This is a genomic window from Chimaeribacter sp. YP20170169 (assembly GCF_056739715.1).
In genome coordinates this window covers 789,277-808,579 of record NZ_CP176824.1, presented here as the reverse complement: position 1 = coordinate 808,579, position 19,303 = coordinate 789,277, and the positions used below count along the sequence as shown (strand labels likewise).

At 58.3% G+C, this 19,303-nt stretch carries 16 protein-coding genes; all 16 read right to left on the bottom strand.

What is annotated here, in order from left to right; genetic code table 11:
* Window positions 1-53: 53 nt before the first annotated feature.
* Window positions 54-1,880: a chitinase gene (locus ACK3SD_RS03660; RefSeq protein ID WP_481127489.1), complete on the bottom strand. Its 1,827-nt coding sequence runs from the start codon at window positions 1,878-1,880 to the stop codon at window positions 54-56.
* Window positions 1,819-2,169 carry a hypothetical protein gene (locus ACK3SD_RS03655; RefSeq protein WP_481127600.1) on the bottom strand — a complete coding sequence of 117 codons (351 nt, stop codon included), beginning with the start codon at window positions 2,167-2,169 and terminating at the stop codon, window positions 1,819-1,821. The genes ACK3SD_RS03660 and ACK3SD_RS03655 overlap by 62 nt, the downstream gene beginning before the upstream one ends.
* A 45-nt stretch (window positions 2,170-2,214) precedes the next feature.
* Complete coding sequence (gene accA / locus ACK3SD_RS03650) at window positions 2,215-3,174, bottom strand: acetyl-CoA carboxylase carboxyl transferase subunit alpha (RefSeq protein WP_137762307.1); 960 nt, start codon at window positions 3,172-3,174, stop codon at window positions 2,215-2,217.
* A gap of 12 nt (window positions 3,175-3,186) precedes the next feature.
* Window positions 3,187-6,669, bottom strand: coding sequence for a DNA polymerase III subunit alpha (gene dnaE, locus ACK3SD_RS03645; RefSeq protein ID WP_481126801.1), 3,483 nt, complete (start codon window positions 6,667-6,669; stop codon window positions 3,187-3,189).
* 59 nt (window positions 6,670-6,728) lie between these two features.
* The gene (gene rnhB, locus ACK3SD_RS03640; protein ID WP_137762305.1) at window positions 6,729-7,331 is read right to left on the bottom strand and encodes a ribonuclease HII; all 603 of its coding nucleotides are present in this window, start codon (window positions 7,329-7,331) and stop codon (window positions 6,729-6,731) included.
* Window positions 7,328-8,476, bottom strand: coding sequence for a lipid-A-disaccharide synthase (gene lpxB, locus ACK3SD_RS03635; protein WP_481126800.1), 1,149 nt, complete (start codon window positions 8,474-8,476; stop codon window positions 7,328-7,330). The genes rnhB and lpxB overlap by 4 nt, the downstream gene beginning before the upstream one ends.
* A 3-nt stretch (window positions 8,477-8,479) precedes the next feature.
* Window positions 8,480-9,268 carry an acyl-ACP--UDP-N-acetylglucosamine O-acyltransferase gene (gene lpxA, locus ACK3SD_RS03630; RefSeq protein WP_137762303.1) on the bottom strand — a complete coding sequence of 263 codons (789 nt, stop codon included), beginning with the start codon at window positions 9,266-9,268 and terminating at the stop codon, window positions 8,480-8,482.
* 3 nt (window positions 9,269-9,271) lie between these two features.
* Window positions 9,272-9,727: a 3-hydroxyacyl-ACP dehydratase FabZ gene (fabZ, locus tag ACK3SD_RS03625; protein ID WP_137762302.1), complete on the bottom strand. Its 456-nt coding sequence runs from the start codon at window positions 9,725-9,727 to the stop codon at window positions 9,272-9,274.
* 152 nt (window positions 9,728-9,879) lie between these two features.
* Entirely contained in the window at window positions 9,880-10,902 is a 1,023-nt protein-coding gene (gene lpxD, locus ACK3SD_RS03620) for a UDP-3-O-(3-hydroxymyristoyl)glucosamine N-acyltransferase (protein WP_481126799.1), read from the bottom strand.
* 3 nt (window positions 10,903-10,905) lie between these two features.
* Window positions 10,906-11,403, bottom strand: a complete 498-nt coding sequence (gene skp / locus ACK3SD_RS03615; RefSeq protein WP_481126798.1) for a molecular chaperone Skp — start codon at window positions 11,401-11,403, stop codon at window positions 10,906-10,908.
* Window positions 11,404-11,559: 156 nt separating this feature from the next.
* On the bottom strand, window positions 11,560-13,983 hold the full coding sequence (gene bamA, locus ACK3SD_RS03610) for an outer membrane protein assembly factor BamA (RefSeq protein ID WP_481126797.1): 2,424 nt from the start codon (window positions 13,981-13,983) through the stop codon (window positions 11,560-11,562).
* Window positions 13,984-14,019: 36 nt separating this feature from the next.
* On the bottom strand, window positions 14,020-15,381 hold the full coding sequence (gene rseP, locus ACK3SD_RS03605) for a sigma E protease regulator RseP (RefSeq protein ID WP_137762298.1): 1,362 nt from the start codon (window positions 15,379-15,381) through the stop codon (window positions 14,020-14,022).
* A gap of 28 nt (window positions 15,382-15,409) precedes the next feature.
* Window positions 15,410-16,258: a phosphatidate cytidylyltransferase gene (gene cdsA, locus ACK3SD_RS03600; RefSeq protein WP_481126796.1), complete on the bottom strand. Its 849-nt coding sequence runs from the start codon at window positions 16,256-16,258 to the stop codon at window positions 15,410-15,412.
* A gap of 9 nt (window positions 16,259-16,267) precedes the next feature.
* Complete coding sequence (ispU, locus tag ACK3SD_RS03595) at window positions 16,268-17,026, bottom strand: (2E,6E)-farnesyl-diphosphate-specific ditrans,polycis-undecaprenyl-diphosphate synthase (RefSeq protein WP_137762296.1); 759 nt, start codon at window positions 17,024-17,026, stop codon at window positions 16,268-16,270.
* A 235-nt stretch (window positions 17,027-17,261) separates the two neighbouring features.
* Window positions 17,262-18,458, bottom strand: coding sequence for a 1-deoxy-D-xylulose-5-phosphate reductoisomerase (gene ispC / locus ACK3SD_RS03590; RefSeq protein ID WP_481126795.1), 1,197 nt, complete (start codon window positions 18,456-18,458; stop codon window positions 17,262-17,264).
* A gap of 154 nt (window positions 18,459-18,612) precedes the next feature.
* Window positions 18,613-19,170, bottom strand: a complete 558-nt coding sequence (gene frr / locus ACK3SD_RS03585; RefSeq protein ID WP_137762294.1) for a ribosome recycling factor — start codon at window positions 19,168-19,170, stop codon at window positions 18,613-18,615.
* Between the last annotated feature and the right edge of the window lie 133 nt (window positions 19,171-19,303).

Here is a 19,303-nt window from a genome sequence, read left to right as displayed (position 1 = left end):
CGCCCGAAAACCTGCCGCCCCCAGCCCCTCCTTGCATGGGGGCGGCAACCCTTTTATTTACAGGACTTAATCAGCTTCCACTGCGACCACTCGCCGGTAAAGTCAGCGTTGCCCGGCTCCTGGCTCTGCGTCCAGTAGTTGGCACGGTACTCGCTGCCTTTCCAGTTTACGGTTTCACCGCCGTAATAGATCTTGTCGCTCTTCCAGCTATCGGCGCAGCCTTGGGTGGTGTCCGGGATAGGTGCGACTTTCGGCGTGACGGTAAGCTGGTAGCGGGCCACGCTGCTCAGCTTGCCATCCGAAACGGTCAGGGTGAATTTATAGACCGTCTGGCTGGTGACCACCGGCGCGATAAAGCTCAGGCTGCTGCGATCACTGCCGGACAGGGTGTTGCCGTTGGGCAGCATCCACTGGTAGCTGAGCTTGTCACCGTCCGCATCATGGGACTCGGCCGCATTCAACGTGACGTTGGCCTGGCTCTCCACGGGGCCGGTCGGGCCATTCAGCACCGCCACCGGGGCATGGTTCTGCACCGCCGGGGTTGGTGTTGGGGTTGGTGTTGGGGTTGGCGTCGGCGTTGGTGTCGGCGTTGGTGTCGGTGTCGGCGTTGGTGTCGGTGTCGGCGTCGGGGTCGGGGTCGGGGTCGGGGTCGGTGTTACATCACCACCCAGATCGTCAACGATTTTCACATTGCCATAGTGGTGCTGGACACAGCGGACGTAGTCGCCCTCTTTAAAAGCGCTGAACGGTGTCTGGTAGCCGACCAGCTGGCAAGCGTAGGTTTTGCCATCCGCGGTATTCGGGCTCCAGCCCCAATCTTGCTCCCAATAGATAGGCAGCGCGCCCGAGCCACCCTCATCGAACTGCTTCATGTTGGCGCAACCCAGTACCTCATTCTCTGGCACGGGTACCTTCAGGTACTCGGCTTCGCTCTTATAGTAGGAGATACGGTTCAGCCCCTGGGCGATATCCTGCGGGCCGCCACACTCTACCCCACCGTTGATGATCTGGATGGTGACGCCAAAGCCCGGTACCAGCCCGCTGGCTTTGTCATGGTCGTTGGGCTGCCAGGTGCCATCAATGACGTGCAGCATACTGGGTTTCGGCGGCTGCGGCGTAACGAAGAAGAACACCGCGCTCGCCAGGTTCAGCCAGGTATCCGCCACCAGCTCCGGTTTGTCGAGCAGGGTACGGACGGTGCCGAACATGGCGTCAGAGAATGGCCCGTAGTTGTAGTTGTAGGAGAGCTGTTTGGCACCGCGGCCAAAGTAACTGAGGAAGTTGCCGCTAGCATCTTTGCCACAGGGCCAGGTCTGCCCCTGCCAGACATCCGGGTTACACTCGCCGTTGTAGCCGCCCGGCTGCCCCTCCTGCCAACCCATTTCACGCAGCCAGACCAGCCCCTGCCGCCACTCCGCCTCCTCACGCCAACTCTCATGGCCGCCGGTCTCCTGGGCGAAGTGGGCGAACATGGTGGCCAGCACCTTGCGGCAAATCGCCTCGGAGTCACGGCCATCGGTATAGATGCCGCACACCGCCGGGAATTTGCCAATTGCCTTCAGGAAATTACTGTAACTGTATTCAGGTGCGCGCAGCGGGAAAATATATTCCCAATCTTTATTACTTAATATTTTCTCAACCAGTTTCACGTTGGCGGGATTGGAGGGCTTGCCCGGTTCAATCGCCTCAACGGTGGCATTATCCAGTGTGCGAATAGACTCTTTAACGCTAAGCATCAATGGGTCCGTGGTTAATTCCGCCTCTTTCTTTTGTAGATCGCTGGCTTTTATCTCTACTGTCGCCGCGGGCGTGGCCGTATCAGCGGCATAGGCGCCGAGCGCACAGGTTAATCCGACGGTTAGCGCCAGTGGCGTAAGCATCCAATGTTGAGCTGATGGTATCATTATCTCTACCCCTTGTTATTTTTTCATGACAGGCGACCGCCGCGCTATTCACTGGCACGTCGCGCAAACTATCCGCAGTACGCTGGACACAGGCAGCATAAATAAGGGGAAAATAAAACCGTGCATCACGTTGGCTCAATGACGCCATTAAATCACAGTCATGCCAATGACTATTTCCGGCACGGGCTAAATAATCAAAAAATAGGGGATAAAAAGTGCAGGATAAAAGTAAAAAATAAAAAATGAGCCAACGATTGATAGACATAAAAAAAGCCCGCGACAGGCGCGGGCTTTTTATTAAGCGGATAAATCAGCAGTAACCGTAGGTCATCAGACGCTGGTAACGGCGGTTGATGAGCTCTTCCTCATTCAGCGTGTCGAGGTCACTGAGGTCTGCCAGCAGCTGGGCCTTCAGGGACGCAGCAACTGCCGGGATGTCACGGTGTGCGCCGCCCAGCGGCTCCGGGATCACTGAGTCAATCAGCTTCAGCTCTTTCAGGCGCGGGGCGATGATGCCCATCGCTTCAGCAGCCAGCGGCGCTTTGTCGGCGCTTTTCCACAGGATGGAGGCACAACCTTCAGGGGAGATCACGGAGTAGGTGCTGTACTCCAGCATGTTGACCTTGTCGCCCACGCCGATGGCCAGTGCGCCGCCGGAGCCACCCTCGCCAATCACGGTGCAGATGACCGGCACGCTCAGGCGGGACATTTCACGCAGGTTGCGGGCAATCGCCTCGGACTGGCCGCGCTCTTCCGCCCCCACGCCAGGGTAGGCGCCCGGGGTGTCGATGAAGGTGATGATCGGCATCTTGAAGCGCTCGGCCATCTCCATCAGGCGCAGGGCCTTGCGATAGCCTTCCGGTGCTGGCATACCGAAGTTGCGGCGGATTTTCTCTTTGGTTTCACGGCCTTTCTGATGACCGATGATCATCACCGGGCGGCCATCCAGACGGGCGATGCCGCCCACGATGGCTTTGTCGTCAGCGTAGGCACGGTCGCCGGCCAACTCGTCAAAGTCAGTGAAAATATGTTCGATATAATCCAACGTGTAAGGGCGACGCGGATGACGCGCCAACTGGGCAATCTGCCAGGCACCCAGATCGGAGAAGATCTTGCGGGTCAGCTCTACGCTCTTTTCACGCAGGCGCTGCACCTCTTCATCCAGATTAATATCTAATTTTTCGTCTTGACGACTGACTGCAGTCAGCGAGTCAATTTTCGCTTCAAGCTCTGCAATCGGCTGTTCAAAATCAAGAAAATTCAGACTCATAGTATTCCTATTTTAGTCAAATTCCAGTTCCACCTGCTCATTGCCGACCAACGTCCGCAAATCAATCAAGAGGCGGTCGGTCGGCGTTACGCGCCATGTTGCCCCAAACCGCAGGCGGGCGCGTGCATCTTCGCGCTGATAATACAGATGCACTGGAATCGTCCCCGATCGATGGGGTTCCAACGACTGTCGGAGACGGTTCAAAAGCTGGTCATCAATTTGCCTGTCAGTCAGCGAGATAGCAAGCCCGCGAGCATATTTTTCCCGGGCTTCACTGATGTCCATGAGTTCGCGGGCGGTCATTTTAAGGCCGCCGCTGAAGTCATCAAAGCTGACCTGTCCGCTGGCAATCAGGATACGGTCTTTTTCCAGCAAATGCTGGTATTTTTCCAATGCATCAGTGAACAGCATCACCTCCAGACGGCCTGAGCGGTCATCGAGTGTGCAGACGCCGATGCGGTTACCCCGTTTGGTGACCATCACGCGTGATGCCACTACCAGGCCAACGGCAGTGGTCATTTTGCCCCGTTCCGTCGGATGCATATCCTTCAAACGCTGCCCGCCGGCATAGCGTTCGATCTCCTTGAGATATTGGGTAATCGGGTGGCCGGTGAGGTACAGCCCCAGCGTCTCCCGCTCGCCATCCAGCACTTTCTGCTCTGGCCACGGCGCGACGCTGGCGTAGGACTGCTCCACCTGCTCCGGTGCCTCGGCCAGCACGCCAAACATGTCCACCTGGCCAATGGCCTCTGCCTTGGCGTGCTGGTCTGCTGCCTTCAGCGCATCGCCGAGCGAGTTCATCAGCGCCGCGCGGTGCGGCCCCAGCCGGTCAAACGCCCCGGACATGATCAGCTTCTCCAGAATGCGGCGGTTCAGCTTCTTGATGTCCGAGCGGGCGCAGAGGTCGAACAGCTCTTTGAAGTAGCCATCTTGGTTGCGCGCCTCAATGATTGCCTCAATCGGCCCCTCGCCCACGCCTTTGATGGCGCCGATGCCGTAGACGATCTCGCCCTCGTCATTGACGTGGAAGTGGTACTGCCCGCTGTTGATGTCCGGCGGCAGGATCTTCAGGCCCATCCGTAAGCACTCATCCACCAGCCCGACCACCTTGTCGGTGTTGTCCATGTCGGCGGTCATTACCGCCGCCATAAATTCGGCGGGATAGTGCGCCTTCAGCCACAGCGTCTGGTAGGAGACCAGCGCATAAGCAGCGGAGTGGGATTTGTTGAAGCCGTAACCCGCGAACTTCTCTACCAGATCGAAGATCTTCATCGACAGTTCGCCGTCGATGCCCATCCCTTCGGCACCCTCTTTGAAGACCGAGCGCTGCTTCGCCATCTCTTCCGGCTTTTTCTTGCCCATCGCACGGCGCAGCATGTCCGCGCCGCCCAGGGTGTAGCCCGCCAGCACCTGGGCAATCTGCATCACCTGCTCTTGGTAGAGGATGATGCCGTAGGTCGGCTCCAGCACCGGCTTCAGTGACTCATGCTGCCACTGAATATCCGGGTAGGAGATCTCCTCACGCCCGTGCTTACGGTCGATGAAGTTATCCACCATGCCCGATTGCAGCGGGCCGGGGCGGAACAGCGCCACCAGTGCGATCATATCTTCGAAGCAGTCTGGCTTCAGGCGTTTGATCAGATCCTTCATGCCGCGCGATTCAAGCTGGAAGACCGCGGTAGTCTCCGCCCGTTGCAGCATGTCGAAGCTCTTTTTGTCTTCAAGCGGGATGGCGGCGATATCAATCGGCTCCAGCCCCTGCTTGGCACGCCGGGCGTTGATCATCTCCAGCGCCCAGTTGATGATGGTCAGGGTGCGCAGGCCAAGGAAGTCAAACTTCACCAGACCGGCGTACTCCACGTCATTCTTGTCGAACTGGGTAACCGGGTGGTTGCCCTCGGCGTCGCAGTAGAGCGGCGCGAAATCAGTGATCTTGGTGGGCGCAATCACCACGCCACCGGCGTGTTTGCCGGCGTTACGGGTCACCCCCTCCAGCTTGCGCGCCATGTCGATCAGCGCGCGCACCTCTTCATCCGCCTCGTAAATCTCCGGCAGTTGCGGCTCCGCCTCAAAGGCTTTCGCCAACGTCATGCCCGGATCGGGCGGCACCAGCTTGGAGATACGATCGACGAAACCATAGGGGTGGCCCAGCACGCGGCCGACGTCGCGGATAACCGCCTTCGCTGCCATCGTACCGAAGGTGATGATCTGGGAAACCGCGTCACGGCCATACATCTCCGCGACGTGCTCAATCACCAGATCGCGCTTCTCCATGCAGAAGTCGACGTCAAAGTCGGGCATCGAGACACGCTCCGGATTAAGGAAGCGTTCGAACAGCAGGTCAAACTCCAGCGGATCGAGATCCGTGATCTCCAGCGCGTAGGCCACCAGCGAGCCGGCGCCCGAGCCACGCCCCGGCCCAACCGGCACGCCGTTATCCTTCGACCACTGGATAAATTCCATCACGATCAGGAAGTAGCCGGGGAAGCCCATCTGGTTAATCACGTTCAGCTCAATATCGAGCCGCTCGTCATACTCTGGCCGCCGCCGCGCCCGCTCCTCCTCATCCGGGAACAGGAAAGCCAGTCGCTTCTCCAACCCCTCTTTCGATTTCACCACCAGGAACTCCTCGGTGGTCATCTCGCCGGTCGGGAATTGCGGCAGGAAGTACTCGCCCAGCCGGATGGTGACGTTACAGCGCTTGGCGATCTCAACGCTGTTGGCCAGCGCCTCAGGGATGTCGGCAAACAGCTCGCACATCTCCTCTTCGCTGCGCATGAATTGCTGCGGGCTGTAGTTGCGTGGGCGCTTGGGATCGTCGAGGGTGAAGCCGTCATGGATGGCGACACGGATCTCATGGGCGTCAAAGTCATCCGTCTCAATGAAGCGGACGTCGTTGGTCGCCACCACTGGCACGCCGTGGGTGGTCGCCAGCGCCACCGCCGCATGCAGGTAATTCTCCTCATCCGGGCGACCGGTGCGGATCAGCTCCAAATAGTAGCGGCTGGGGAAGTGCTCAGCATAGAAGGCGAGCGTCTGCTCCACCAGCGTCTGGTTGCCGCGCAGCAGGAATTTACCTACGTCGCCCTGCCGTCCGCCCGAGAGCAGCAGCAGCCCGCCGCTGTGCTCCACCAGCCAGTCGCGCTCAATGGTTGGCCCCAAGGCACCATAGCCACGCTGATAGGCACGGGAGATGAGTAATGTCAGGTTTTGATAACCCTCATTATTCATCGCCAGCACCGTCAGCTGGGCCAGTTCGTCGCCCAACTCCGGGCTTTGCAGATGGAAGTCGGCCCCGATAATCGGCTTGATACCGGCGCCATGCGCGCTGCCGTAGAACTTCACCAACCCGCACAGGTTAGTGAAATCGGTGATTGCCAGGGCTGGCATTGCCAGGGCAGCCGCTCGCTTAACCAACGGGCTCACTTTGGCTAGCCCATCGATCATGGAGTAGTCACTGTGTACGCGCAGGTGAACAAAACGAGGTTCGGCCATATCGAAATACCAGAATTGAGTAAATGGAAGCTCTGGCGCATGGGCGCCAGAGGGTCATATTAACGCGGGGACAGCGATAACGCGCGTTTCACCGGGGCGAAACTGCGCCGGTGGTGGGCCGTTGCGCCAAATTGCGCCAGCCTCTCCAGATGGAACGGGGTAGGATACCCCTTATGCTGGGCGAAACCGTAATCCGGGAACTCTTGGTCCAACAGCGCCATCTCACGATCGCGCGTGACCTTGGCCAGAATGGAGGCAGCGCTGATCTCAGCCACGCGACTGTCGCCCTTCACCACCGCCTGCGACGCCATCGGCAAGGCCGGGCAGCGGTTGCCATCAATCAGCACCATATCTGGCGTCACCGCCAGCCCCGCCACCGCCCGCTGCATCGCCAGCATGGTGGCGTGTAGGATATTCAGGCTGTCAATTTCATCCGGTTCGGCGCGCCCGAGGCTCCAGGCCAGCGCCTTCTCTTTGATCTCGTCAAACAGCGCCAGGCGGCGTTTTTCACTTAGCTTTTTCGAATCTGCCAGTCCCACGATCGGCCGGGCCGGATCGAGGATAACGGCGGCGGTCACGACCGCACCCACCAGGGGGCCGCGCCCGACTTCATCCACGCCGGCGATACAGCGCGCGGCGGGATAGACAAAAATTTCACTCATGGCTGGGCCAGTTCCAATACCGCCAGCGCGGCCTGTTCGTCGGCGTCGCAGCGGATCTGCTGATGGAGTTCAAGGAAGGTGTGCTTCAGCGCGGCGCTCTGTTCGCCACTGGCCAGCAACGGCATCAGGGCCGCCGCCAACTTGTCCGGCACGCAGTCATGCTGCAACAGCTCAGTGACAATCTCCCGGCCAGCCAACAGGTTGGGCAGCGAGACGTAGGGCGTCTTGATCAGCCGCTCGGCCAGCCAGAAGGTGAAGGGTTTCATGCGATACCCCACCACCATCGGGCACTTAGCCAGCATACACTCCAGCGCGGCGGTGCCGGAGGCCAGCAGCGCGGCGTCACTGGCGACCATCGCATCACGCGCCTGGCCGTCCAGCAGGTGCATCGGCAGATCTGGCGCCACCTGGGCCTTAATCTGCTCGAACTGCTCGCGCCGTTTGGCATTGACCAGCGGCACCACGATCTCCAGATCGGGGTAGCTGGTGCGCAATTTTTGCGCCGTACGCAGGAAGTCAGCGCCGAGCATCTCCACTTCCATATTGCGGCTGCCGGGCAACAGCGCCAGACAACGCGCATTCGGGCGAATGCCCAGACGCTGGCGCGCCTGCTGTTTGTCCGGTTGCAGCGGCATGGAGTCGGCCAGGGTATGGCCAATGAAGCGGCAAGGCACAGCAAATTTATCGTAAAACGCCTTTTCGAAAGGCAGGAAAGCCAGCACCAGATCGGTGGCTTTGCCGATTTTGAAAACGCGCTTCTGCCGCCAGGCCCAGACCGAAGGGCTGACATAGTGGATGGTGCGGATGCCGTTACGCTTCAGCCGCCCCTCCAACGTAATGTTGAAATCAGGCGCATCAATGCCGACAAACACATCAGGCTTGAGGGCATTGAAGCGCTGGGTCAGGTCGCGACGGATCTTCAGCAGGCGAGGCAGCCGTTCGACCACCTCGACAATGCCCATCACCGCCAGCTCTTCCATCTCGTACCAGGCTTCACACCCTTCTGCCTGCATCAGCGGCCCCGCGACGCCCACAAAGCGGGCGTCGGGAACATGCTTTTTCAGCGCACGAATCAGACCGGCGCCAAGGATGTCGCCGGATGTTTCACCGGCCACCAGGCCGATCGTCAATGGACGCTTCTGCATAGATTAGCGAATGATGCCGCGCTTGGAACGGGCAAAGAACTCACTGAAGGGTTTCACCGCCGGATGCTGTTCAGCCAGGGCTGCAATTTCTGGCAGCGCCTCTTCCAACGTATTGCCGTTGCGGTAGAGCACTTTGTATGCGTTGCGGATGGCGTGCAATGCCTCTTTATCAAAACCGCGGCGCTTCAGCCCCTCGATATTGATGCCGAACGGCGTAGCATGGTTGCCCTGCGCGATGACAAAGGGTGGGACGTCCTGCGCCACACCGGAACACCCGCCCACCATCACATGCGCGCCAATCACGCAGAACTGGTGAATGGCCGTCATGCCGCCAATGATCGCAAAATCATCAATCTGCACATGGCCGCCCAGAGTGGCGTTATTGGCCAGGATGCAGCGGTTGCCGATAACGCAGTCATGCGCCACGTGTGCGTTGACCATCAGCAGGTTGTCGCTGCCAACTTTGGTCAGGCTGCCGCCCTGCGTGGTGCCACGGTGAATGGTGACGCTCTCGCGGATGCTGTTGCGGTCGCCAATCTCCGTACGGGTTGGCTCGCCAGCATATTTGAGATCCTGGTTTACCTCACCAATGGTGACAAACTGGTAGATAGTGTTGTCACGACCAATTTTGGTGACGCCATTTACGACCACGTGCGACTTCAGCACCGTGCCTTCGCCAATTTCGACCTGCGAGCCGATATAGCAGAAGGGGCCAATATGTGCGCCGGCACCAATGATGGCACCCTCTTCAACGATAGCGCTGGGATGGATAAAGGCGGTTTTGTCAGTCACGAATTAACTCTCCCGACGACGGGCGCACATCATTGAAGCTTCACAGGCCACTTCACCGTCAACTTTGGCAACACCTTTGAAACGTGCAACGCCACGACGTTCTTTAATGAATTCAACTTCCAGAATCATCTGGTCACCTGGTAATACTGGACGCTTGAAGCGGGCATCGTCAATGGCAGCGAAGTAGTACAGTTCACCCGGCTCCAGTTTGCCAACGCTTTTGAACGCCAGAATACCGGTGGCTTGCGCCATGGCTTCAAGGATCAGCACGCCTGGGAAAATCGGCTTACCAGGGAAATGGCCCTGGAAAAACGGTTCGTTGACTGAAACGTTTTTCACTGCACGAAGAAATTTGCCTTCTTCAAAGTCCAGCACGCGGTCAACCAGCAAGAACGGGTAGCGGTGCGGAAGCAAATCCAAAATCTCTTCAATATGCAGAGTATGAGTGTCAGTAGTCAAAATACTCTTCCTGTCTAAAAAACTGATGGCATCAATAACACGGCCTGCTCAACCCCCAAAAGGAGGGCATAAGGCAGGCCGCAAATAGGGGTATGTGTATGCGCAGCCAGCGATTCTGCGCACCTTGCCCGCCTTACGGGCAAGGGTGGTGATTAGTCTTTTCCGACTTTACGCTCAACAGCTTTCAAGCGCTTGTTTATTTCGTCAATATTCATCACCAGCGCGGCGGTTTTGCGCCACGCTTTATTGGGCTGCAACGGAATGCCTGAAGAGTATACCCCAGGTTCGGTAATTGGTCGCATAACCATTCCCATTCCGGTGACAACGGCCTTGTCACAGATTTCCATGTGGCCGTTAATCACGCTGGCGCCGCCAATCTGGCAGTAGCGGCCAATTTTCAGGCTGCCAGCCATGATTACGCCGCCCGCGACCGCCGTATTGTCGCCAATCACGACGTTGTGTGCAATCTGGCATTGGTTATCAATGATAACGCCATTGCCGATAATCGTGTTATCCAGCGCGCCACGGTCAATGGTGGTACAGGCGCCAATCTCTACACGGTCGCCAATTTGCACCGTGCCGAGCTGAGGAATTTTGATCCAGTTACCGCGATCGTTGGCGTAGCCAAAGCCATCCGCACCGATGACCGTGCCGGATTGTATCAGGCATTGCTGGCCAATTTCGATGTTATGGTAGATGGTGACGTTGGCCCACAGGCGGGTGCCTGCGCCAAGGCGGCTATTTTTACCGATAAAGCATCCCGCACCGACCACCACGTTGTCACCCAGTACTACACCGGACTCAATGACGGCATTGGCACCAATCGACACATTTGCACCCAGGCTGGCCTGCGGCGACACCACGGCGCTCGGCGCAATATCTTCCGCCGGCGATGGCGTGGTATCCATCAGCTGCGCCATACGCGCATAGGTCAGGTAGGGGTTTTTGACGACCAGAGCGGCGCCATGCCAGAACGGCAAGTCAGCCTCCGTTAACACCACGGCACCGGCTTTGCAGCTGGCAAGTTGTTCACGGTAATGGCTGTTGGATAAGAAGGTGATGTGCTCAGAATCTGCGGAATGCATAGAAGCAATGCCGGTGATGACGAGATCGCCATCACCGTGCACGTGTGCATCCAACTGCTGTGCAAGATCAGCCAGTCGAATTGAAGACATGTATTATTTAACCTGTTTCAGCACATCAGCAGTAATGTCTTTGTCAGCATTAGAGTAAGCGACGGCGTTGGCATCGATGACTACGTCATAGCCCTCTTTGCTGGCAACGGACTTCACCGCGTCCTGGATACGGCTCAGGATTTTGTTACGCTCTTCCATCTGGCGACGGCGGTTATCCTGCTCGAAAGCCTGCGCTTTACTGGAGAAGGTTTCACGCTGAGCCATCACGCTTTTTTCCAGCTTGCTGCGCTCGCTGGCTTTCATGGTAGAACCATCACGTTGCAGTTTCTGCATTTGGGTCTGCAGGTCACGCTCCATGGTTTGCAGTTCAGAGGCACGGCCTTTGAACTCGTTTTCCAGCTGCTTCGCTACTGCGTCACGCGCTGGAAGCTGTTGGAAAATGCTGGAGACGTTAACGACTGCGATTTTATCGGCAGCCTGAGCGCCAGCAGACGCAGCCATTGCTAAACCGAGGCTTGCGGCACACAACCACTTTTTCACTATAAACTCCTTACCATCATCCGTTTGTGTCAGAGACACTTGAATTACACAACCTATCCAGCATACCACACTGCCCACTCCCAAGCAGCGCCTAGGAGTGGGAGCAACTACACAAGATTGTCGTGAAGTTACAGCATATGCGCGCGCGAAGCGGCATTACCATGTTTTACCGATGTTAAACTGGAACTGCTCCGCCTTGTCGCCATCGTACTTCTTGATTGGCTGCGCGTAGGAGAAGACCAGCGGCCCCAGCGGGGACATCCACTGCAATGCAATACCGGTGGAGACACGGAAATTATCCGGCGAACTGTAGTCCGGCACGCCGGCTGCACGGGTCGCAGAGGTATTCTCCCAGTTGGTGTCCCAGACGGTGCCGCCATCCACGAACAGCGAGGTACGCACAGAGTTGGCGTATTTGTCGCTGATGAACGGCGTCGGTACAATCAGTTCAGCGCTCAGCACGGCCATGGCGTTACCGCCCACGGCGTCGTCAGAGTTCTCCACCGGGCATCCGGCGTAGCTGCCGTCACCGGAGTTACAGCGGAAGTAAGCAGCTTTCGGGCCAATGGTGTTGGACTGGAAGCCACGCACAGAGCTGGAGCCGCCGGCATAGAAGTTATCGTAGAACGGCACCTCTTTACCGCCCAGGCCATCTGCATAGCCGGCGCGCGCACGTCCCATCAGCACCCACTCGTGGTTCTCACTCAATGGCAGGTAAGAGGTCGAGTCGAAGGTGACTTTATAGTATTCGTTGTCTGAACCCGGCACTGTCACCTTGCCGCTCAGGCTGGCGCGTGTCCCGGCGGTCGGGAAGTAACCACGGTCGAGGTTGTTGTAGGTCCAGCCGAGGTTCAGCATGAAGTCATCCGCGCTGAATTCGGTATCGCTGGAGTCCTCGCCCACCACCACGCCAGGGTTGACGCCCATGGAGTTCAGGTAGCGCCACATGCCCACCTGCGGCTCCATGTCGGAGAGGTCATTGTGCACGTAGTCCAGACCCAGACGCAGGGAGTTGTTCTCATTGACCGGGAAACCGAGCGTCGTGCCGAGGCCGTAGCTGCGGTTGGTGTAGTCAGAGAGGTCTGCGTCATCTGCCTGGAAGTCGTTGTAGAACAGACGGCCGCCCAGGCTCACCCCATCCACCGTGAAGTACGGGTCGGTCAGGGAGAGTTCCGCATAGGTCTGGTAGTCATTCTTGGTGCCGCTGATGCCCACGGTGTTACCGGTGCCCAGCCAGTTGTCCTGCTGGACGCCCACCTGGAAGCTGACGCCACTCTCGGTGCCGTAGCCGATACCGAAGTTAAAGGTGCCGGTGTTGCGCTCCTTCACTTTGTAGGTTACGTCCACCTGGTCAGCGGTGCCCGGCACACGCTGGGTATCCACGTCTACCGATTCGAAGTAGCCCAGGCGGTTCAGGCGCTCTTTGCCCTGATCAACCTGGTCATTGCCCAGCCAGGCCCCTTCCATCTGGCGCATTTCGCGGCGCAGTACGGAGTCCTTGCTGGTGTCGTTACCCTCAAAGCGGATATGGCGTACGTAGAAGCGGTTGCCAGCATCCACGGAGATATGCAGCTTCACCGTCTTATCCGCGTCATTGATCTCCGGTTGGGTGATCACGCGCGGGTAGGCGTAGCCATAGCGGCCCAGCAGCTGCTTGATGTCGCCTTCCATCTTGGTGACCTTGGTGCCGTTATACAGCTCGCCCGGCTCTACCTTGGTCAGCGCCGTCACTTCTGCGGAGTGGCCAGCCATGTTGCCATTCAGCTCCACACCCGACAGCTTGTACTGCTCGCCTTCGGTGATATTCAGGGTGATGTAGATGCCCTTCTTGTCCGGCGTCAGGCTCACTTGGGTGGAGTCGATGTTGAAACGGGCATAGCCGCGATCCAGGTAGAAGCTGCGCAGGGTCTCGAGATCGCCCGCCAGTTTCTGCTTCTGGTATTTGCGGTCGCCAACCAGGTTCCACCACGGCACTTCGTCACGCAGCTGGAAACGGGAGATCAGCTCTTCCGTGGTGAACGCATGGTTCCCCACAATGTTGATCTGCTGGATTTTGGCTGAGACGCCCTCGGTGAAGACCAGTTTCAGGTCAACGCGGTTGCGCGGCAGCGGTGTGACCACGGCTTTCACCGAGGCGCTGTATTTGCCGACGCTGTAGTAGAAGTCCTCCAGCCCCTTCTCAATGCTGGAGAGCGTGGTGCGGTCCAACGCTTCGCCCACACGCACGCCAGACGCCTCAAGGTTCTGTTTGAGCATGTCATCCTTCACCGACTTGTTGCCGGAGAAGGTGATGCTGGCGATTGTCGGGCGCTCTTTGACCTGCACGATTAAGGTATCACCGTCCCGGAGTACGCGAACGTCCTCAAAGTTGCCGGTCGCGAACAGCGCCCGGATGGTGTTACTGATGTCTTCGTCATCCACCGTATCGCCTACGCGAACCGGCATATTGAGTAACGCCGCACCGACGGCAACTCGTTGCAGGCCTTCGAAATGAATGTCCTTCACTACGAACCCGTCTGCACCGTATACGGTGGCGCTGCCAAACAGCAGCGACGCTATGAGCAACTTTTTCATCGCCATCGTTGTTATGCGTTCTTCCTAACCTAATCCCCCGCCTCAGAGGCGGGAGAAATCATTGAAAAGTGCAAGTCCCATTAACAACACCAGCAATACGGAGCCGATGCGGTAGCTGAAGTCTTGTACTCGCTCAGAAACCGGCCCGCCCTTCAGCTTTTCAATCGCCAAAAAGAGCAGGTGTCCACCATCCAGTACCGGCAGTGGGAACAGGTTGATAATCCCGAGGTTCACGCTAATCAGCGCCAAAAACATCAGGTAGTAGACCAACCCAAACTCCGCTGACATCCCAGCGCCCTGTGCAATCGAGATAGGGCCACTCAGGTTGTTCAGCTTCACATCGCCAGTAATCAACTTACCCAGCATGGACACGGTCAGCTTCATCAGCTGCCAGGTCTTGTCTCCGGCTTCGTAGAGCGCCGTAAACGGCCCATACTGGCGAATCGTCTTGTACTCGTCAGGCAGCGGGATCACCTTGGGGACAACCCCGGCGAATCCCTCTACCCCTGCCCGGCCAGCCGGTTTGCTATCTGGCACCAGGGTCACGGACAGCGGCGAGCCCGCCCGTTCAATCTCAATCGCCAGCGGCTTGCCGGCATTGTCGCGTACGTCAGCGACAAAGGTTCGCCACTGCGCCAGCGGCTGACCATTGACTTTAACGATCCTATCACCGGGTTGCAAACCCGCTTTTTCCGCCGCCGAACCAGCCTGTACTTCCGCCAGCACCTTTTCGATCGTCGGGCCGCGCGGCACGATGCCCAGCGCCACAACGGGATCCTGCTTATCTGGCTCAAACTGCCACTGACGCAGGTCGAGGCGCTTCTCCACCTCCCGGCTCATGCCAGCGCCAAATGGCGCCACTGTCACCGTGGTTTGCGCATCGCCAATTTTGCCAATCAGCTCCAGACGCACCGAATCCCAATCAGGCGTTTCGATGCCACCAAGTGACTTAAGTTCCATACCGGGAGAAATTTCAGCGTGCGCCGCCACGGAGTCGGGCAGCACCTCCCCGACCACCGGACGCAGGCTCGGCACGCCGATGATGAACACCAGCCAGTAGGCGAAGATGGCGAAAATGAAGTTGGCGATCGGCCCGGCGCTGATGATAGCGGCACGTTGCCAGACGGTTTTGTTGTTGAAGGAACGGTGGCGCAGTTCCGGCGGAACCGACTCTACACGCTCATCCAGCATCTTGACGTAACCGCCAAGGGGGATCAGGGCAATGACATACTCCGTGCCCTGACGATCGGTGCGCCGCCACAGGGCGCGGCCAAAGCCGATGGAGAAGCGCTCAACCTGCACGCCACAGCGGCGGGCGACCCAGAAGTGACCGAACTCATGTACGGTAATTAACACGCCCAGCGCCACGATAAAGGCCGCCAGGCTCCAGAGTATGCTCATCATAATCCCACCACTCCCCGTCTCAGACCGTTCAAAACACCAACAGCATCAGGCAGGCAAAGACCGGCACTGCCGCCGTCAGGCTGTCGATACGGTCAAGGATACCGCCATGACCAGGGATAAGGTTGCCGCTGTCCTTGATACCGGCCTCACGCTTGAACATGCTCTCTGTCAGGTCGCCTAGCACCGAGGCCAGCGCGGCGACGATGGAGCAGACCAGCAGCATCATCGGCTGGATGCTGAGCGGGGCGAAACGCCCGAACAGCCAGGCAATCACCGCCGAGGTCACCAGCCCGCCAATCAGGCCCTGCCAGGTTTTGCCCGGCGAGACCCTAGGGGCCAGCTTATGCTTGCCAAACAGCTTGCCGAATACATAGGCACCAGAGTCTGCCCCCCACACCAGCAGCATGACATACAGCAGCCACCATGCGCCGTTCGCGTGGTTCTCCTCGTAGCCATACTGGCGCAGCGCCACCATGCCCCAGAAGAAAGGGACGATGGTCAGCAGCCCAAACAGCAGGCGCAGCGGCTTTGACTTGCGCCACAGCCCCGCCGAGCGCGGGTAGAACAGCACCAGCAGCAGTGCCACGCCCCACCAGACCAGCGACGCCCAAAGCGACAGGCTGACCTGCGGCACGTGCAACGACTGGCGGTAAGCAGGGAGGGTCAGCATCATCAGCGCCAGCAGGAAGCCGCACAAAATGGCCAACCAGACCCGCTGGTTACGCGAAGCGAAGCCAGCCAGCTGGCCCCACTCCCAGGCAGCAAGCATGCAAACGATCAGAGTGACAATGGCGAACCCCACCGGCGGAAGCAGAAAGAGCGCGGCAATGACAATGGGGATCAAAATAAACGCGGTGATGAGGCGATACTTCAGCAAAAGTTCCCCCTAGGACGCATCAGCGCCGATAGGTGTTGTTCCCCCGAAGCGGCGCTCGCGATGTGCAAATGCATTCAGCGCACCTTCAAAGACATGTTCATCAAAGTCAGGCCAGAGGATATCGGTAAAGTAAAGTTCCGCGTAGGCAATCTGCCACAGCAAAAAGTTACTGATCCGGTGTTCCCCGCCCGTACGGATAACCAGATCCACGGGGGCCAATTCATGCAGACAAACCAGGTCGCCCAGGGCTTCCTCTGTAATCTGCTCCGGGTGCAGCTCGCCGGCCTGTACCTGCCGCGCAAGCGTTTTCACTCCCTGAATAATATCCCACCGGCCGCCATAATTCGCGGCGATGTTCAGCGTCAGGCCATCATTTTCAGCGGTCAACGCTTCTGAACGGCGGATACGCTCCTGCAAACGGGGACTGAAACGGCTGGTATCGCCGATAATCCGTAAGCGGACGTTATGTTTATGCAGACTTTTGACTTCGCTGTCCAACGCCCTGATGAACAACTCCATCAAGGCAGAGACTTCCTGTGCGGGGCGATTCCAGTTTTCACTGCTAAAGGCATAAAGCGTGAGTGCATCGAGATGATGGTTGGCCGCAAAGCTTACTGCCCGGCGTACCGATTTCACCCCTGCTTTATGACCAAAGATGCGTAACTTTCCCTGACGTTTAGCCCAACGGCCATTGCCATCCATGATAATGGCAACGTGGCGTGGTCCCGGGATGGGCAGGTCAGCCCCGTGTTGATTTGCGGACGACATAACGCGTACTTATTTCCTCAATCAGAAATACAACAGTGCTACCGGAACATAAGGCCCTGTGTGCGCAAAAAAGCCGTGAACCAGGCACGGCTTACCCTAAACTGCCCCCGGCCTGCCAACGGCATCGTACCGCTGTACATGCATTTTACTGATATTCATAACAGAGTGCCGGGTGGCGCTGACTATATCATTTTCACCTATCATCGACAAACGGCCCGCATTGCAAGCAGATAGCTCAACGGCAACCGGTGCCGACCACGCTTAACGCGGCGTCGCGTGCCTGGCGGTCAATCGCCAGCACGTCCTCTACGGCGTGCGGTTCTGACAGCGCCAGTGTATCAAGGACGCGACGGTTTACCGCGGCGATGTCGGTGAAGCGGATCGCATTATTCAAAAATGCCGCGACTGCCACCTCATTGGCCGCATTCAGCGCCGTGGTGGCCGCCTGGCCGGCATTGCAGGCTTCAATCGCCAGTTGCAAGCACGGATAGCGCTGGTAATCAGGCTCCATGAAGGTCAGCGCGCCAATGCGGCAGAAGTCCAGCGGCTCGACGCCCGCCCCCACCCGCTGTGGGTAGGCCATCGCGTGGGCGATAGGGGTACGCATGTCTGGCGAGCCAAGCTGTGCCAGCACGCTGCCATCACGGTAGCGCACCATGGAGTGGATCACCGATTGCGGATGCAGGATCACCTCCATCTGCTCGGCAGAGGCGTTGAACAGCCAGCGTGCCTCAATGTACTCCAGCCCCTTGTTCATCATGGTGGCGGAGTCCACGGAGATTTTGCGCCCCATCGACCAGTTGGGATGGGCGCAGGCTTGGGCCGGTGTCATCATTGGCAGCTCAGTGAGCGCGGTTTCACGGAACGGGCCGCCGGAGCCGGTCAGGATGATGCGCGAGACGCCGTGCTCCTCCAGCGAGGCATAGCCTAGGCGGGTCTGGATTGCCTCCGGCAGGCTCTGGAAGATGGCGTTGTGCTCGCTGTCGATAGGCAGCAGTTGCGCGCCGCTTTGGGCGACCGCATCCATAAAGATACGCCCGCAGGTCACCAGCGACTCTTTGTTGGCCAGCAGCACCTGCTTGCCAGCCCGGATGGCAGCCAGCGTTGGCAGCAGGCCAGCGGCACCGACAATGGCAGCCATCACCTGGTCGACGCCATCCAGCGCCGCCAGTTCGCAGGCTGCGCCCTCCCCTGCCAGTACTTCGGTCTTGAGGTTCAGCTCTGCCAGCCGCCGCCGCAGGTCATGGGCGGCCTGTTCATCGGCCATTGCCGCGTAGTCAGGATGGAACTCGGCGCACTGTTGCGCCATGACATCAACATTGTATCCGGCCACCAGGGCCTTCACTGCAAATTGCTGGGGGTTGGCGCGAATCACGGCCAGGGTGCTAAGGCCAATAGAGCCGGTGGAACCCAGAATGGTCAGTTGCTTCATGAGGGTGCTCTGAATAACTGTTTATTATGATTAGAAGGCGTCCAGTCTGAAACCTGAGACGTCAGATGTCTATGGGATTTCAGCGGTAAAACAGAAATATCACCGTATAAAATAATAAAGCGCCGCCAAGGCGACGCTTTATTTCACGCGAAAATTAAAACTCCATTAATTCCGCTTCTTTCTCTGCCAGGGCGGCATCGATTTTCTTGATGAAGACGTCGGTCATCTTCTGGACGTCGTCCTGGGAGCGACGCTCTTCATCTTCGCTGATCTCTTTGTCTTTCAGCAGCGCTTTGACTTTGTCGTTGGCATCGCGACGAACGTTGCGAACCGAGACACGGCCCTGCTCTGCTTCACCACGAACTACCTTGATCAGGTCGCGGCGACGCTCTTCGGTCAGCGGTGGCAGCGGAACGCGGATCACGGTGCCGGCTGAAGAGGGGTTCAGGCCCAGGTCAGACGCCATGATCGCTTTTTCCACGGCCGGACCCAGGGTGCGGTCGAAGACAGTGATTGCCAGGGTGCGCGCATCTTCCGCCACCACGTTCGCCAGCTGGCGCAGCGGTGTTGCGGAGCCGTAATACTCCACCTGGATACCATCCAGGAGGCTTGGGGATGCACGGCCTGTACGGATTTTGCTGATGTGGTTTTTAAACGCGTCGACGCATTTTTCCATGCGCGTTTCAGCATCTTTTTTGATTTCGTTAATCACGTTGCGAACCCTTGAAAACTGGTTACTTGGCAGACTCTACGTCTAGTATAGCCCGTAAATACTTAAACCAGCAGAGCTGGCCAAAGATAGCATGGGGGCCAGGTCGGTGACCGGCCCGGATGGCCCCCATGAT